Source organism: Leifsonia sp. Leaf336, from assembly GCF_001423695.1.
Lineage (GTDB): Bacteria > Actinomycetota > Actinomycetes > Actinomycetales > Microbacteriaceae > Leifsonia.
Genome location: NZ_LMOZ01000001.1, coordinates 1,447,996 through 1,464,670 on the forward strand (window position 1 = coordinate 1,447,996; position 16,675 = coordinate 1,464,670).

A 16,675-nucleotide genomic window follows, 5' to 3' on the forward strand; every position below is an offset into this window, starting at 1 on the left:
CGTGGAGGGCGCCGAGCGCCGCATCCACCCGAATCTTCCGCAAACCGAAATGGAACTCGCGCATGGCATCGACCGCTGACATCAAGAACGGCATCGTCCTCAACATCGACGGACAGCTCTGGAGCGTCATCGAGTTCCAGCACGTCAAGCCGGGCAAGGGTGGAGCGTTCGTCCGCACGAAGCTGAAGAACGTCACCACGGGCAAGACCGTCGACCGCACCTACAACGCCGGCGCCAAGATCGAGATCACCAACGTCGACCGTCGCGACTACCAGTACCTGTATCAGGACGGCGCCGACTTCGTGTTCATGGACACCAGCGACTACGACCAGATCACCATCCCGGGCCCGGTCGTCGGCGACGCCGCCAACTTCATGCTCGAGAACCAGAACGTCACCGTCGCGCTGCACGAGGGCTCGCCCCTCTACGTCGAGCTCCCGGCCTCCGTCGTGCTCGAGATCACCTACACCGAGCCGGGCCTCCAGGGCGACCGCTCCACCGGCGGCACCAAGCCGGCGACCGTCGAGACCGGCTACCAGATCCAGGTCCCGCTGTTCCTCGAGACCGGCACGAAGGTCAAGGTCGACACCCGTAGCGGTGACTACCTCGGCCGCGTCAACGACTAGTGAGCGCCCGGACCAAAGCGCGCAAGCGCGCGCTCGACGTGCTGTTCAGCGCCGACCTGCGTCAGCTGACCCTGCCGCAGGCTCTGGCCGCCGAGGCGGAGCGCGCCGCGAACGAGCCGACGCGTGAGGCCTCCTGGCTGTACGCGCGTGAGATCGTCGACGGCGTGATCGACCACCAGGACGAGATCGACGAGCAGATCGAAACGTACGCGCAGGGCTGGACCCTCGCGCGCATGCCCGCCGTCGACCGAGCGATCCTGCGCATCGGCGTGTGGGAGCTGCTGTTCAACGACGAGGTGCCAGACGGTGTCGCGATCTCGGAGGCCGTGGAGGCGGCGACCGTGTTGTCGACGGACGACTCCGCAGGGTTCGTGAACGGCCTGCTGGCCAAGATCGCGCAGAACCGCTCGCAGCGCGCATGAAGGCCCCGGCCTCCCGCAGGTTCGCCCGGGTCGTCGCGGCGGCCGTTCTCGCGGTCGCGGTGACGGCGGGCGTCGCCTCGTGCTCGCTGCTCGGCGGCAACTCGAACGTCCCGGTCGCGACCGCGAAGCCTCCGACCGGCACGGACGCCGCTGTCGACTTCGACGGCGGCTTCGTCTCGGCGGGTGCCGGCCCCAAGAAGGTCGACATCTGGTTCGACGCGATGTGCCCGGTGTGCGGCGCCTTCGAGAAGACCAACGGCTCGACGCTGTCGAACGCCGTCAAGGACGGGTCCATCACGCTCCGCCTGCACCCGCTGACCTTCCTCGACCGCGCATCGAACGGCACCGGCTACTCGACCCGCGCGGCAGCGGCGCTCGTCTGCGTCGGGGTGCACGATCCCGATCACGTGCTCGACTACTATCAGGCGCTCTTCACCGACCAGCCGGAGGAGAACTCCAACGGTCTGACCGACTCGGAGCTCGCCAAGCGCGCCACGGACCTCGGCATCGCTGACATCTCCAGTTGCATCGACCGCAGCGGGCCCTACCAGGCGTGGGCGCAGGCGAACACTGCGCACTCGCAGTCCGGCCCGATCGAGGTCGACGGCAAGAAGGTGCTCGACACCATCCAGGGCACGCCGACGGTTCTCGTGAACGGCAAGCAGTACACCGGCTCGATCAGCGACGAGAAGGAGTTCGCGAGCTTCCTGGGCCGGTAGATTCCGTACACCCTGCTAGGCTCGTCCCAATTGGCATCCTTTAACAGCCGTCCTGTGAGGCGGGGAAGGAGGTCGGCATGACAGCGCGCACCGTGCTGCAGCAGGCTGACATCGCCCGGGCGTTGACTCGGATCTCCCACGAGATCCTGGAGTCCAACCGGGGAACGAACGATCTGGTGGTCCTGGGGATCCCGACGCGCGGCGTCGTGCTCGCCCGGCGGATCGCCGAGAACATCCAGCGCATCGAGCCGCAGTCCGTGGCTTCGCCCGACGACATCGTGGGCGCGCTCGATGTGACCATGTACCGCGACGACCTGTCGCGGCATCCCACCCGGGCCCCGCAGCCGACGTCGCTGCCGGGGCCGATCGACGGCCGCACCGTCGTGCTGGTCGACGACGTGCTGTTCTCCGGCCGGACGATCCGGGCGGCGCTCGATGCGCTCAGCGACCTCGGGAGGCCGCGGGCCGTGCGCCTCGCCGTGCTGGTGGACCGCGGGCACCGCGAACTCCCGATCCGCGCGGACTTCGTCGGCAAGAACCTCCCGTCGGCGGCGACCGAGCGCATCTTCGTCCGACTGGACGAGATCGACGGCGAGGAGTCGGTGACCATCGACGAGCCCGGAACGACGGACGACGGAGGCCGCGCATGAGGCACCTGCTCAGCACGAAGACCCTCTCGCGCGACGACGCCATCACTCTGCTGGACGTCGCGGAGGACATGGCGGATGTGCAGGACCGCGAGGTGAAGAAGCTCCCGACGCTGCGCGGCAAGACGGTCGTCAACCTGTTCTTCGAGGACTCGACCCGCACGCGGATCTCGTTCGAGGCGGCCGCGAAGCGGCTGTCCGCGGATGTGATCAACTTCTCGGCCAAGGGTTCGAGCGTCTCGAAGGGCGAGAGTCTGAAGGACACCGCGCAGACCCTCGCCGCGATGGGCGCCGACGCCGTGGTGGTGCGGCACAGCGCGTCCGGTGCGCCGCAGACGCTCGCGACCAGCGGCTGGATCGACGCGGGCGTGCTGAACGCCGGCGACGGGATGCACGAGCACCCGACGCAGGCGCTGCTCGACGCCTTCACGATGCGCAGGCGACTGCACGGCCGCGGCTCGCGCGGCCGCGATCTCGACGGGGTGCGCGTCACGATCGTCGGCGACATCCTGCACTCGCGGGTCGCGCGCTCGAACGTGTGGCTGCTGCAGACCCTCGGGGCGGAGGTCGCCCTGGTCGCTCCTCCGACCCTCCTTCCCGTGGACGTATCGAGCTGGCCGGCCACGATCGGCTACGACCTCGACCGCGCGATCGACGCGGACCCCGACGTGGTGATGATGCTTCGCATCCAGGGCGAGCGCATGCACGCCGCCTACTTCCCGACCGAGCGCGAATACGCGCGGCGCTGGGGACTCGACGAGGAACGGCTGGGCCGGCTCCGGGCGGATAGCATTGTGATGCACCCCGGGCCCATGAACCGCGGGCTGGAGATCTCGGCGGCCGCCGCCGACTCGCCGCGGTCGACGGTGCGGGAGCAGGTCGCCAACGGCGTGTCCGTGCGAATGGCGGCGCTGTACCTGCTGCTGTCCGGGGGCGACCGGGACGGCCAGAGGACCCATGAAGAGCGGCAGACGAATGAAGAGCCGCCGACGACAGGCGGTGCGCGATGAGTGACGGTGTGTACAGGAGTGACAAGGTGAGCCAGCAGTACCTGATCCGCGGCGCGTCGCTGGCCGACGGCACCCGCACCGACCTGCTGCTCGCCGACGGCCGGATCGCCGCGACGGGCTCCGACGCCGCGGCGGCGGGCGCCACGGTGATCGACGCCGACGGCCTGATCGCCCTGCCCGGGCTGGTCGACCTCCACACGCACCTGCGCGAACCCGGCTACGAGCAGAGCGAGACGGTGCTCACGGGCACGCGCGCCGCGGCGGCGGGAGGCTTCACCGCGGTGTTCCCGATGGCGAACACCTCTCCGGTGGCCGACACCGCCGGCGTCGTCGAGCAGGTGCTCAGCCTCGGCGAGGCGGCCGGCTACGCGACCGTGCAGCCGATCGGCGCGGTGACCGTCGGTCTCGGGGGCGAGCGGCTGGCCGAGCTCGGCGCCATGGCCGAATCGCGCGCCAGGGTGCGGGTGTTCTCGGACGACGGCAAGTGCGTCTCCGACCCACTGCTGATGCGCCGCGCGCTCGAGTACGTCAAGGCGTTCGGCGGCGTCATCGCCCAGCACGCGCAGGAGCCGCGGCTCACCGAGGGCGCGCAGATGAACGAGGGCGCGCTGTCGGGGGAGTTAGGCCTCGCAGGCTGGCCCGCCGTGGCCGAGGAGTCGATCATCGCCCGCGATGTGCTTCTGGCCGAGCACGTCGGCTCGCGCCTGCATGTCTGCCACGTGTCGACGGCCGGCTCGGTCGACGTCATCCGCTGGGCCAAGGCCCGCGGGGTCGACGTCACCGCGGAGGTGACGCCGCACCACCTGCTGCTGACCGAGGAGCTGGCCTCCGGCTACGACGCGCGCTACAAGGTGAACCCGCCGCTGCGCCGTACCGAGGACGTGGAGGCGCTGCGCGCCGGCCTCGCCGACGGCACCATCGACATCGTCGCGACCGATCACGCCCCGCACCCGGTCGAGTCGAAGGACTGCGAGTGGGACGCCGCCGCGTTCGGCATGGTCGGCCTGGAGTCGGCCCTGTCGGTCGTGCAGGCCTCCGTGGTCGACAACGGGCTGCTCGGCTGGACCGACATCGCCCGCGTGCTCTCGGCCGCCCCGGCTCGCATCGGCCGGCTGCAGGGCCACGGCCTCCCGCTCGAGGCGGGCGCACCGGCGGAGCTGTTCCTCTACGACCCGACCGCGTCGCGGGAGTTCTCGACCGGCGATCTCGCCGGCAAGGGCGTCAACTCGCCGTACCTGTCGATGACGCTCCCCGGCCGTGTGGTCGCGACGTTCCACCGCGGGTACGCGACTGTCGTCGACGGCGCGGTCGTCGAACAGCTGGAGGTGGCCCGTGGATAAGCTCCTGCCGACGATCGGCATCCTGCTCGTCGTCATCGTCGTGCTCGCTCTCGCAATCGTCGGCTGGCGCCGGCGCGTGCGTCGCGACGCGCCGGCCGGGGGCGGCTACCCCGCGCCGGAGACCGCGTCCGCCGCGACCGCGACCTCCGAGGTGCTCTACGTCGCCACGACGAAGGCGGGCGAGCCGCTGGAGCGCCTCGCACTGCCCGGCCTCTCGTACCGCGGCAGAGGCACGGTGGAGGTCTCGGCCGACGGCGTCCAGCTGCGGGTGACGGGGGAGCAGCCCGTGTTCATCCCCGCCGCTGCGCTCACCGGCATCGGGGCGTCCACTGTCGCGATCGACCGCGTCGTCGAGCGGGACGGTCTCGTCCGCCTCGGCTGGACCACCAGCGGCGGCGCGGCCGCCGACAGCTACTTCCGGGTCGTGGACCCGGCCGGCCGGGGTCGGCTGACCTCGGCCGTCGAAGAGATCGTCCCGGCGGACAGCACGCCGGGTGACAGCACCGAAAGGGAGGTGTGACGTGGTCGCAGCAGAGCCTGCCGTCCTCGTCCTCGAAGACGGGAAGCGCTATGTGGGACGGGCGTACGGCGCCCGTGGCCGCACACTCGGCGAAGCGGTCTTCGCCACCGGCATGACCGGCTACCAGGAGACCCTGACCGACCCGTCGTACGCGGGCCAGATCGTCCTGATGACGGCGCCGCACATCGGCAACACCGGCACCAACGACGAAGACATGGAGTCCCGGCGGATCTGGGTCGACGGCTTCGTCGTCCGCGAGCCCAGCCGTGTTGTCTCGAACTTCCGCGCGCAGCGCAGCCTCGACGACGACCTCGTCGAGCAGGGCGTCGTGGGCGTCAGTGGCATCGACACCCGTGCGGTGACCCGGCACATCCGGTCGGCGGGCGCGATGCGCGCCGGGATCTTCTCGGGTGACGACTTCGGCCTGAGCGACGCGGAGCAGCTGGAGCTCGTGCTCTCGGCCGCGAAGATGTCCGGCCGCAACCTCTCGGCCGAGGTCTCCACGGTGGAGCCCTACACCGTCCCGGCGGTCGGCGAGCGCGTCGGCTCGGTCGCGGTCCTCGACCTGGGCGTCAAGAAGTCGACCCTGGAGAACCTGGCAGGGCGTGGGCTCGACGTCCACGTCCTCCCGCAGCAGGTCACCGCCGAGCACGTGCTCAGCCTGAAGCCGTCCGCCCTGTTCTTCTCGAACGGCCCCGGCGACCCGCAGGCCTCCGACAAGCACGTCGCGCTCCTGCAGGAGACGCTGCGGGCCGGACTGCCGTACTTCGGCATCTGCTTCGGCAACCAGCTGCTCGGCCGTGCGCTCGGGCTCACCACCTACAAGCTCCCGTTCGGCCACCGCGGCATCAACCAGCCGGTGCTCGACAAGCGCACCGGGCGGGTCGAGATCACCGCGCAGAACCACGGGTTCGCGGTCAAGGCGCCGATCGACGCGACCTTCGACTCGCCGGCCGGCTTCGGCACGGTGGAGGTCAGCCACTTCAGCCTCAACGACAACGTCGTGGAGGGCCTCAACTGCCTCGACATCGACGCGTTCAGCGTGCAGTACCACCCGGAGGCGGCGGCCGGCCCGCACGACGCCAACTACCTCTTCGACCGGTTCCTCGACATGATCCGCGCGGTGGAGCCTGCGACCGAGGTCGAGAACGACGACCAGACCCAGGAGAACGACTGATGCCCAAGCGCGACGACATCCACTCCGTCCTGGTCATCGGGTCCGGCCCGATCGTCATCGGCCAGGCCTGCGAGTTCGACTACTCCGGCACCCAGGCGTGCCGGGTGCTCAAGCAGGAGGGCGTGCGCGTCATCCTGGTCAACTCCAACCCCGCGACGATCATGACCGACCCCGATTTCGCCGACGCCACCTACGTCGAGCCGATCACCTGGCAGGTCATCGAGACCATCATCGCCAAGGAGAAGCCGGACGCCATCCTGCCGACCCTGGGCGGCCAGACGGCGCTCAACGCGGCCATGCAGCTGCACGAGCACGGGATCCTCGAGAAGTACGGCGTCGAACTGATCGGCGCCAAGTTCGAGGCGATCCAGAAGGGTGAGGACCGCCAGATCTTCAAAGACCTCGTCATCGAGGCCGGTGCGGAGGTCGCACGCTCCTACATCGCCCACACCGTCGACGAGGCGCTGGAGTACGCGGAGGACCTCGGCTACCCGCTCGTCGTCCGCCCCTCCTTCACGATGGGCGGCCTGGGCTCGGGCTTCGCGTACACCCCGGAGGAGCTGCGCCGCATCGCCGGCGACGGCATCCACCAGAGCCCGACCAGCGAGGTGCTCCTCGAGGAGTCCATCCTCGGCTGGAAGGAGTACGAGCTCGAGCTGATGCGCGACACCTCCGACAACACGGTGGTCGTCTGCTCCATCGAGAACGTCGACCCGGTCGGCGTGCACACCGGCGACTCGATCACGGTCGCACCGGCGCTCACGCTCACCGACCGCGAGTACCAGAAGCTGCGCGACATCGGCATCGACATCATCCGCGCGGTGGGCGTCGACACCGGCGGCTGCAACATCCAGTTCGCGGTGAACCCCGAGAACGGCCGCATCATCGTCATCGAGATGAACCCGCGCGTCTCGCGTTCGTCGGCGCTGGCCTCCAAGGCGACCGGCTTCCCGATCGCCAAGATCGCGGCCAAGCTCGCGATCGGCTACCGCCTCGACGAGATCCCCAACGACATCACGCAGGTCACGCCGGCGAGCTTCGAGCCGACGCTCGACTACGTCGTCGTCAAGGTCCCGCGGTTCGCGTTCGAGAAGTTCCCGGCCGCCGACCCGACGCTCACGACGACCATGAAGTCGGTCGGCGAGGCGATGGCGATCGGCCGTAGCTTCACGAGCGCGCTGCAGAAGGCCCTGCGCTCGCTCGAGAAGCGGGGCTCCTCGTTCCACTGGGGACCCGAGTCGCGCAGCGTGGAGGAGCTGCTGGAGTCGATCGCGACGCCGACCGATGGCCGCATCGTCGACGTGCAGCAGGCGCTGCGGCTGGGAGCGACGCCCGAGCTGGTCTTCGAGGCCACCAAGATCGACCCGTGGTTCATCGACCAGATCGTCCTGATCAACGAGGTCGCGGTGCAGATCCGCGACGCGCAGACGCTCGACACCGACACGCTCCGCTACGCGAAGGACCACGGGTTCTCCGACGCCCAGATCGGCGAGCTGCGCGGCTTCGGCGAGGCCGACGTGCGCGAGGTGCGCCACATCCTCGGCGTGCGCCCGGTGTACAAGACGGTCGACACCTGCGCCGGCGAGTTCCCCGCCCTCACGCCGTACCACTACTCGAGCTACGACGAGGAGACCGAGGTCGCGCCGAGCGACTCGCGCAAGGTCGTCATCCTCGGCTCCGGCCCGAACCGCATCGGCCAGGGCGTCGAGTTCGACTACTCCTGCGTGCACGCCTCGTTCGCCCTGCACGACGCCGGGTTCGAGACGATCATGATCAACTGCAACCCGGAGACGGTGTCGACCGACTACGACACCTCCGACCGCCTCTACTTCGAGCCGCTCACGCTCGAAGACGTGCTGGAGGTCATCCACGCGGAGTCGCAGTCCGGCGAGCTCGTCGGCGTGGTCGTGCAGTTGGGCGGCCAGACCGCCCTCGGCCTCGCGAAGGGCCTGGAGGCCGCGGGCGTCCCGATCCTCGGCACCACCCCGGAGGCGATCGACCTGGCGGAGGAGCGCGGCCTGTTCGCCGAGATCCTCGAGAACGCGGGCCTGCTGGCCCCGCGCAACGGCACGGCCGTCGACTTCCCGAGCGCCGCGCACGCGGCCGAGCAGATCGGCTACCCGGTGCTGGTGCGCCCGAGCTACGTGCTCGGCGGCCGTGGCATGGAGATCGTCTACGACACCGCGTCGCTGGCGGACTACTTCGAGCGCGTGGCCGGTCAGGGCATCGTCGGCCCGGCGCATCCGCTGCTGGTCGACCGCTTCCTCGACGACGCGATCGAGATCGACGTCGACGCGCTCTTCGACGGCGACCGGCTCTACATCGGCGGCGTCATGGAGCACATCGAGGAGGCCGGCATCCACTCCGGCGACTCCAGCTGCACCCTGCCGCCGATCACGCTCGGCCGCCGCGAGATCGACCGCGTGCGCGAGGCGACGCTGAAGATCGCCGAGGGCATCGGCGTGCGCGGCCTCCTGAACGTGCAGTTCGCGATCGGCGCCGGCGTGCTCTACGTCCTGGAGGCCAACCCGCGCGCGTCGCGGACCGTCCCGTTCGTCTCGAAGGCGCTGGGCATCCCGCTCGCGAAGGCGGCCTCGCGGATCATGGTCGGCGACACGATCTCCGGCCTGATCGCGGAGGGGCTCCTGCCCGACACCGACGGCTCGATCATCCCGATGGACTCGCCGGTCGCCGTCAAGGAGGCCGTCCTCCCGTTCAAGCGCTTCCGCACCCGCGAGGGCAAGATCGTCGACTCCGTGCTCGGTCCGGAGATGCGCTCGACCGGCGAGGTCATGGGCATCGACCGCGACTTCCCGACGGCGTTCGCCAAGAGCCAGGCGGCGGCCTACGGCGGCATGCCGCTGGAGGGCACCGTCTTCGTCTCGGTCTCCGACCGCGACAAGCGCGCGATCGTGCTCCCGGTGCTCCGGCTTCAGCAGCTCGGCTACGACATCGTCGCCACCGAGGGCACCGCGGAGGTGCTCAACCGCAACGGCATCGCCGCGCGCGTCGTCCGCAAGTTCAGCGAGGCGCCGGAGGAGGACTCGGTCGTCGGGCTCATCACCCGCAACGAGGTGGATGTCGTCATCAACACCCCGAGCGGTCGCTCGGCGCGTGCGGACGGCTACGAGATCCGCGCGGCGGCGGTGGCCGGCGACAAGCCGCTGTTCACCACGATCGCCGAGTTGAGCGCCGCCGTGGCGTCGCTCGATGCGGTCCGCGAGGGCTTCGAGGTGACGTCGCTGCAGGAGTACGCACGGCAGAGGGCCGCGCGCGCGTGACCGACGGCACGGCCACCGCAGCCGCCTCGTTCGGCGACCGCCTCGCTGGCGTGTTCGCCGAGCGCGGGCGGCTCTGCGTCGGCATCGACCCGCACGCGCACCTGCTGGCGGACTGGGGGCTGGACGCCTCCGCCGCCGGGCTGCGGGAGTTCGGCCTGCGCACGGTGGACGCCGCCACGGGCGCGGCGGGCATCGTCAAGCCGCAGGTCGCGTTCTTCGAGCGCTTCGGTTCGGCGGGCTACGCGGCGCTGGAGGACGTGATCCGCGCAGCGCGCGAAGCCGGCCTGCTCGTGATCGCCGACGCCAAACGCGGTGACATCGGCACGAGCGTCGCCGCCTACGCCGAGTCGTGGCTCACCCCCGGCTCTCCGCTGGAGGCCGACGCCCTGACGGTCGCCGCGTTCCAGGGCGTCGGCTCCCTCGCCGAGCCGATGCGGCTCGCGGAGGAGACCGGCAAGGGCCTGTTCGTGCTCGCCGCGACCTCCAACCCGGAGGCCGCGGCCGTGCAGCAGGCGGTCGTCGCCGACGGAGCGCGTGCCGGGATGACCGTGGCGCGTGCGATCATCGAAGACGTGCACGCGTTCAACCAGGCTCAGCCTCCGCATCCCTTCGGCACGGTCGGCCTGGTGCTCGGCGCCACGGTCGCGCTCGGCGACTACGGCATCGACACCGCGGTCGCGATCGAGCCGGCCTTCCCGGTGCTCGCGCCCGGGTTCGGGCACCAGGGCGCGCGGGTCGACGACGTCGACCGGCTCTTCGGCGCGTACGCGCCCGGAGTGATCGTGAGCGAGTCCCGCGGCCTCCTGAGCGCCGGCCCGCACGGGCTGGCCGACGCGGTCGCGCGCCGCGCGGAGGAGGTGCGCGCCAGCCATGGCTGAGCCCCAGTCCGCATCGGCTCGACCGGCCTCGACGCGACCCGCATCGGTCCGGCCGGCGCCTCCCGAGGTCGACCGCGCAGCGGCGTCCGCCGCCGCCGTCGCCGCCCGGCGGGCGCGCGCCGCCGTGAAGAACGCGATCGCCGCGCGCGAGATCTCGCCGCTGGTCGTCCTCGACCACGCGACCGCCGCCCCCGGCGGCGTCGAGGGTCGCCTCCGCGTCACCGAGTTCCTGCTCAGCGTCCCCGCGATCGGGACGACCAAGATGCAGGAGGCCCTGCAGAAGCTGGCGATCTCGCCGGCCAAGCGCCTCGGCGGCCTCGGCCGCCATCAGCGTCTCAAGCTGCGCGAGTTCCTGATCGAGCGCGAGAACAAGGTCGGCCGGCGCCGCAACCAGCTCGTTGTCCTCGCCGGGCCGTCCGCGGTCGGCAAGGGCACGGTCTCGACCTACATCCGCGAGAACTACCCCGATGTGCTGCTCTCGGTGTCGGCGACGACCCGGGCGCCGCGGCCCGGCGAGGTCGACGGCGTCAACTACTACTTCGTCGACGACGCCGAGTTCGACCGCATGATCGCGGAGGGCGAGCTGCTGGAGCACGCCACCGTGCACAACGCCTACCGCTACGGAACTCCGCGCGCCCCGATCGAGGACGCGCTGGAGCAGGGCAGGAGCGTGCTGCTCGAGATCGACCTCCAGGGCGCGCGCCAGGTGCGCGAGTCGATGCCGGAGGCCCGGCTCATCTTCCTGCTGCCTCCGACGTGGGAGGAGCTGGTCCGCCGGCTCATCGGCCGGGGCACCGAAGACGCCTCCGAGCAGCAGCGCCGGCTGGAGACCGCGAAGGTCGAGCTGGCCGCCCAGGACGAGTTCGACTACCGGGTCGTCAACCACACGGTCGCCGAGGCCGCTCGCGAGGTCGTAGACTTGATGAAGGTCCGCTCGGCGCCGTCGCGCCCGTAGATCAGAATCGTAGCGCCGAGTTCGGCGCCTTCCGCAGGTTCTCCGCGCCCCGCCTCACGGGGCCGGAAGCACGAACAGAGAGGGTTTCCGCATGGCAACCAGCAACAACGGCATCATCGACCCGCCCATCGACGACCTCCTGGCTCGCGTCGAGTCCAAGTACGCGCTCGTCATCTTCGCCTCCAAGCGTGCGCGCCAGATCAACGACTACTACGCCGACCTCCACGAGGGCAGCCTGTTCGACAACGTCGGCCCGCTGGTCGACTCCTCGGTCGACGACAAGCCCCTGTCGGTGGCGCTGCACGAGATCAACGAGGACAAGCTCGTCATCAAGCCCCTCGCCGCGGAGTAACTCGGCCCTCCGAGACCCGCAGACTGAGAGCCGCTGAACCGGCGCTTCAGAACCAGCGCCGAGAGCCAGCGCGCCCCGAGCAGCCGTACGATCGCAGCCGGATCCCCGGCCGATGGAGGAGATGCCGCCGTGAGCCCACGATTGACCATCGTCGTCGGAGTGACCGGCGGCATCGCCGCGTATAAGGCCGTCGGAGTCATCCGCGCGCTGGTCCTCGAAGGGCACTCCGTCCACGTCGTCGCGACGGAGGCCGCGCTGCGGTTCGTCGGCCGCCCGACGCTCGAGGCGATCAGCCGCAACCCGGTGGCGACCGACCTCTACGAGGGCGTCGCCGAGGTGCGTCACGTGGCCATCGGCCAGTCCGCCGACCTCATCGTCATCGCCCCCGCGACCGCCAACACGCTCGCGAAGCTGGCGGCGGGTCTCGCCGACGACCTGCTGGGCAACACCGTTCTGGCCTCCACGGCGCCGCTCGTCGTGGCGCCGGCGATGCACACCGAGATGTGGCGCAATCCTGCCACCGTCGCCAACGTCGCGACGCTCCGCAGCCGCGGCGTCACCGTGGTCGGTCCCGCCTCCGGCCAGCTCACCGGGGCCGATTCCGGCCCCGGCCGCATGGAGGAGCCCGACGTGATCGTGCGGGCCGCACTGCGCGCCGCGGGGATCTCGCCGCGTCTCGCCGTCTCGGCCGTCCCCGAGCCGGTCGCCGACGTCGTCGTGCTCTCGGAGCGTCGGCGCGCGAACGAAGCGTCGCGGCTGCCGCGTGGAGGCGTGGACCTCGCCGGCAAACGCATCGTCGTGACGGCGGGCGGCACGCGCGAGCCGCTCGATCCCGTGCGCTTCCTCGGCAACCGATCCAGCGGGCGCCAGGGCGTCGCCGTCGCCGCAGCGGCGCAGGCGCGCGGCGCCGACGTGGTGCTGATCGCCGCGCACCTGGAGGTCGACCCTCCCGAGGGCGTCGAGGTCGTCGAGGTGCAGACGGCGCTCGAGCTCCAGGAGGCGGTGACCGAGGCGGCGAGATCGGCCGATGTCGTCGTGATGACGGCCGCGGTCGCCGATTACCGTCCCGCGGTCACTCGCGACAGCAAGATCAAGAAGTCCGAGGCGGGCGACACGCTGAGCATCGACCTGGTCGCCAACCCCGACATCCTCGCCGGGCTCTCGTCGGAGCGCCGCGACGGCCAGGTCGTCGTGGGGTTCGCGGCCGAGACCGAGCCGGACCCGTCCACGCTGATCGAGCTCGGGCGCACCAAGCTCGCCGCGAAGGGCAGTGATTTCCTGGTGCTCAACCAGGTCGGCTGGGAGCAGGGCTTCGCAACGGAGAGCAACGAGGTCGTCGTGCTGCGCAAGGGCGGCGATATAGTGATGGAGGCCTCGGGGAGCAAGCTGTCGGTGGCCGACCGTATCCTCGACGTCGTCGTCTAGTCGACGACCGGGCCACGGCATCCCGGGCACACCCTCCGCGCCGCGATCAAGGAGAACAATGGCAGATCTGCGCCTCTTCACGTCCGAGTCGGTCACCGAGGGTCACCCGGACAAGATCTGCGACCAGATCTCCGACAGCATCCTCGACGCGCTCATCGCGGTCGACCCGCACAGCCGGGTCGCGGTCGAGACGCTGGTCACGACCGGTCTGGTGCACGTCGCGGGCGAGGTGACGACCAACGGCTACGTCGAGATCCCCGCGCTGGTGCGCGAGAAGATCGTCGAGATCGGCTACGACTCGTCCGACGTCAGCTTCGACGGCACCCAGTGCGGCGTCTCCGTCTCGATCGGCGCCCAGTCGCCCGACATCGCTCAGGGCGTGGACAATGCGCTCGAGTCGCGCGCCGAGCAGAGCGTCGACGACCTCGACCGGCAGGGTGCGGGCGACCAGGGCATCATGTTCGGCTTCGCCACCACCGAGACGCCGCAGTACATGCCGTTGCCGATCTGGCTGGCCCACCGGTTGGCCGAGCGGCTCGCCGCCGTGCGCAAAGACGGCACGCTCGACTACCTCCGGCCCGACGGCAAGACGCAGGTGACGATCGGCTACGAGGGCTACACGCCGCGGTCGGTCGAGACCGTCGTCCTCTCCACGCAGCACGCGCCGCACGTCTCCAGCGAGCAGCTGCAGGCCGAGGTGATCGAGGAGGTCATCGCGCCGGTCATGCACGCCGCCGGGCTCGAGACCGCGCACATCCGCACGCTCATCAACCCGACCGGACGGTTCGAGATCGGCGGCCCCAAGGGCGACGCCGGCCTCACCGGCCGCAAGATCATCGTCGACACCTACGGCGGCGCGAGCCGTCACGGCGGCGGGGCGTTCTCGGGCAAGGACCCGTCGAAGGTCGACCGCTCGGCGGCCTACGCGATGCGCTGGGTCGCGAAGAACGCCGTCGCAGCAGGCCTCGCCGACCGGCTGGAGGTGCAGGTGGCGTACGCGATCGGCAAGGCGGCGCCTGTCGGGCTGTACGTGGAGACGTTCGGCACCGGCACGGTTCCGGACGACCGGATCATCCGCGCCATCCGCGAGGTGTTCGACCTGCGCCCGGCGGCCATCGTGCGCGACCTCGATCTCCTCCGGCCGATCTACGCGCAGACGGCGACCTACGGCCACTTCGGCCGCGAACTCCCCGACTTCACCTGGGAGCGGCTGGACCGCGTCGACGACCTGCGCTCCGCCGCAGGGCTCTAGCGTGGAGGCGGCCATGACGGTCGCCCGTGTCGTTCTGGACTCGCCGCTGCCGCAGCTCGACCACCTGTTCGACTACAGCGTTCCCGACGAGCTCGCGGGGCAGGTGCTGCCGGGCGTGCGGGTGCGCGTCCCGTTGCGTTCCGCAGGCCGGGTCGCCGACGGGTACGTCGTGGAGCTCGCCGAGCCGGACGCCGCGTTCTCGGGCTCGCTGAGTCCGATCGAAGCCGTCGTCTCACCGGTCCCCGTGCTGACGGACGCGGTGTGGCGGCTCGCCCGCCGGCTCGCCGACCGGAGCGCGGGCACGGCGAGCGACATCCTGAGGCTCGCGGTGCCGCCGCGGATGGTGCGCGTCGAGAAGGCGTGGCTGTCGCAGGCCGCCGACACGGCCCCGGTACCGCGTGACGACGCGGGCGAGCCGGCTGCGTTCCCCGTGCGCGGCTACACCGCCGGCGCGCTGGAGGCCGCTGTCGCGGCGGGGGAACGTCTCGCACTTCGGCCGATCCGCCGGCTGAGCCGCCTCCCGGACGGCACCTGGGTCGGCGAGTGGGCGATCACGCTCGCGTCCATCGCCACCGCGACCTGGCGGAGGGGAGCCACCGCGATCCTCGCCGTGCCCGATCACCGCGACCTCGAACAGCTGGCGGCGGCGCTGGCAGCGATCGCCCCGGGGGACGCCGTGGTGCGCGCCGACGCCTCCCAGTCGAACCCCGACCGCTACAAAGGCTTCCTCGCGGCGCTCTCCGGTCCGCGGATCGTCATCGGCAACCGTTCGGTGGTCTACGCGCCCGCCGCCGAGCTCGGTCTCGTCGTGGTCTGGGAGGACAGCGACCCACTGCTGGCCGAGCCGCTGAGCCCGTACGTGCACGCCAGGGACGCCGCGCTGGTGCGGCAGGAGCTGGAAGGTTGTGCGCTCGTCCTGAGCGGCCTGGTGCGCAGTGTCGAAGCGCAACGACTGGTCGAGCTCGGCTGGCTGCGCGATGTCGGTCCGGAGCGCGCCTACTCGCCGAAGGTCGTGCTGACCGCCAATCAGAGCGCCTCCGAGCCGGCGGCACGCGCTGCGCGCATCCCGTCGTCGGCGTGGCGGGCGGCGCGCGAGGCACTCAGCGGCGAGAGCGGCCGCGAGCGGGGGCCGGTGCTGGTGCAGGTCGCGCGACCGGGCTACCTGCCGGTGCTGTCGTGCGCGCACTGCGGCCAGGCCGCGCGCTGCGCGAAGTGCTCGGGCCCGCTCGGCGTGCGCCGCGCGGGCGCGACGCCCTCGTGCGGGTGGTGCGGTGCGCTGGCGACCGAGTGGAGCTGCACCCGCTGCGAGCACACCAAGCTGCGGATGGTCACGCCTGGCTCCGGGCGCACGGCGGAGGAGCTGGGACGGGCGTTCCCCGGCACCCGGGTCGTCCTCGCCGACGGCGACCACCCGGTGCTTCGCGTCGGGTCGGCTCCCGCGCTGGTCGTCGCCACCCGTGGCGCCGAGCCGATCGCCGACGGCGGCTACCAGGCCGTGCTGCTGCTCGACGGCGAAAGGATGCTGGCGAGGGAGACCCTCCACGTCGCGGAGGACTGTCTGCGCTGGTGGACGAGCGCGTCGGTCCTGGCCTCACCCGGGGCTCCGACGCTGCTCGTGGGGGTCTCAGGCGATCTCGCCAGGGACTTCGCGACCGATCGACTCGTCGACTTCGCGCGCGAGGAGTTGACCGACCGTCGCCAGTTGCGGTTCCCGCCCGCAGTGCGGCTCGCGTCGGTCACGGGGGCGGAGAGCGCGGTCAGCGGGGTGCTCGACGCCGTCGATCCCGGTCTCCTGATCGATGTGCTCGGGCCTGCGGAGGTCGACGAGAAGACGGTCCGCGCCATCCTCCGCTTCGAGTATGCGCGAGGGGCGGAGGTCGCCGCTACCGTGCGTGCGGCCGTCGTGCGCAACGCGACCCAGCGGCGCAAGGCTCCGGGAGGCCGTCCCGGCTACCGGCCGGCGCCGACCCTCCGCGTCCGCTTCGACGACCCCGAGATCCTCTGAGCGCGCGTGTCCCTCGCCGGGCGCGAGGACGGCGAGCGCGGGTAGACTCGTTCGCTGACCCCACCG

Annotated in this window: 15 protein-coding genes; all 15 read left to right on the top strand. The window is 71.1% G+C overall.

Going from position 1 to position 16,675, the window contains the following annotated elements; translation table 11 throughout:
* The first annotated feature begins 62 nt into the window (after positions 1 to 62).
* Entirely contained in the window at positions 63 to 626 is a 564-nt protein-coding gene (efp, locus tag ASF88_RS07015) for an elongation factor P (protein WP_055915862.1), read from the top strand.
* Positions 626 to 1,048 (top strand): transcription antitermination factor NusB, encoded by a 423-nt coding sequence (nusB, locus tag ASF88_RS07020; RefSeq protein ID WP_055915864.1) that lies wholly within the window; start codon positions 626 to 628, stop codon positions 1,046 to 1,048. The genes efp and nusB overlap by 1 nt, the downstream gene beginning before the upstream one ends.
* Positions 1,045 to 1,767, top strand: coding sequence for a DsbA family protein (locus ASF88_RS07025; protein WP_055915866.1), 723 nt, complete (start codon positions 1,045 to 1,047; stop codon positions 1,765 to 1,767). Before nusB ends, ASF88_RS07025 begins: the two co-directional genes overlap by 4 nt.
* A gap of 77 nt (positions 1,768 to 1,844) precedes the next feature.
* A complete protein-coding gene (pyrR, locus tag ASF88_RS07030) occupies positions 1,845 to 2,417 on the top strand; it encodes a bifunctional pyr operon transcriptional regulator/uracil phosphoribosyltransferase PyrR (protein WP_055915868.1) in 573 nt (190 codons plus the stop codon).
* The gene (locus ASF88_RS07035; RefSeq protein WP_055915870.1) at positions 2,414 to 3,424 is read left to right on the top strand and encodes an aspartate carbamoyltransferase catalytic subunit; all 1,011 of its coding nucleotides are present in this window, start codon (positions 2,414 to 2,416) and stop codon (positions 3,422 to 3,424) included. Before pyrR ends, ASF88_RS07035 begins: the two co-directional genes overlap by 4 nt.
* Complete coding sequence (locus ASF88_RS07040) at positions 3,421 to 4,764, top strand: dihydroorotase (protein ID WP_200935238.1); 1,344 nt, start codon at positions 3,421 to 3,423, stop codon at positions 4,762 to 4,764. The genes ASF88_RS07035 and ASF88_RS07040 overlap by 4 nt, the downstream gene beginning before the upstream one ends.
* Positions 4,757 to 5,284: a PH-like domain-containing protein gene (locus ASF88_RS07045; RefSeq protein WP_055915872.1), complete on the top strand. Its 528-nt coding sequence runs from the start codon at positions 4,757 to 4,759 to the stop codon at positions 5,282 to 5,284. Before ASF88_RS07040 ends, ASF88_RS07045 begins: the two co-directional genes overlap by 8 nt.
* Position 5,285: 1 nt before the next feature.
* Positions 5,286 to 6,461, top strand: a complete 1,176-nt coding sequence (gene carA / locus ASF88_RS07050; RefSeq protein ID WP_082518787.1) for a glutamine-hydrolyzing carbamoyl-phosphate synthase small subunit — start codon at positions 5,286 to 5,288, stop codon at positions 6,459 to 6,461.
* Positions 6,461 to 9,742: a carbamoyl-phosphate synthase large subunit gene (gene carB / locus ASF88_RS07055; protein WP_055915876.1), complete on the top strand. Its 3,282-nt coding sequence runs from the start codon at positions 6,461 to 6,463 to the stop codon at positions 9,740 to 9,742. Before carA ends, carB begins: the two co-directional genes overlap by 1 nt.
* On the top strand, positions 9,739 to 10,620 hold the full coding sequence (gene pyrF / locus ASF88_RS07060) for an orotidine-5'-phosphate decarboxylase (protein WP_082518788.1): 882 nt from the start codon (positions 9,739 to 9,741) through the stop codon (positions 10,618 to 10,620). The genes carB and pyrF overlap by 4 nt, the downstream gene beginning before the upstream one ends.
* Complete coding sequence (gene gmk / locus ASF88_RS07065) at positions 10,613 to 11,575, top strand: guanylate kinase (protein ID WP_055915878.1); 963 nt, start codon at positions 10,613 to 10,615, stop codon at positions 11,573 to 11,575. The genes pyrF and gmk overlap by 8 nt, the downstream gene beginning before the upstream one ends.
* Before the next feature lie 91 nt (positions 11,576 to 11,666).
* Positions 11,667 to 11,927 (top strand): DNA-directed RNA polymerase subunit omega, encoded by a 261-nt coding sequence (rpoZ, locus tag ASF88_RS07070; RefSeq protein WP_055915880.1) that lies wholly within the window; start codon positions 11,667 to 11,669, stop codon positions 11,925 to 11,927.
* Positions 11,928 to 12,068: 141 nt separating this feature from the next.
* Positions 12,069 to 13,352, top strand: coding sequence for a bifunctional phosphopantothenoylcysteine decarboxylase/phosphopantothenate synthase (locus ASF88_RS07075; RefSeq protein ID WP_055915882.1), 1,284 nt, complete (start codon positions 12,069 to 12,071; stop codon positions 13,350 to 13,352).
* A gap of 58 nt (positions 13,353 to 13,410) precedes the next feature.
* Positions 13,411 to 14,604, top strand: coding sequence for a methionine adenosyltransferase (gene metK / locus ASF88_RS07080; RefSeq protein ID WP_055915884.1), 1,194 nt, complete (start codon positions 13,411 to 13,413; stop codon positions 14,602 to 14,604).
* A 1-nt stretch (position 14,605) separates the two neighbouring features.
* A complete protein-coding gene (locus ASF88_RS07085) occupies positions 14,606 to 16,609 on the top strand; it encodes a hypothetical protein (protein ID WP_055915886.1) in 2,004 nt (667 codons plus the stop codon).
* Positions 16,610 to 16,675 lie beyond the last annotated feature (66 nt).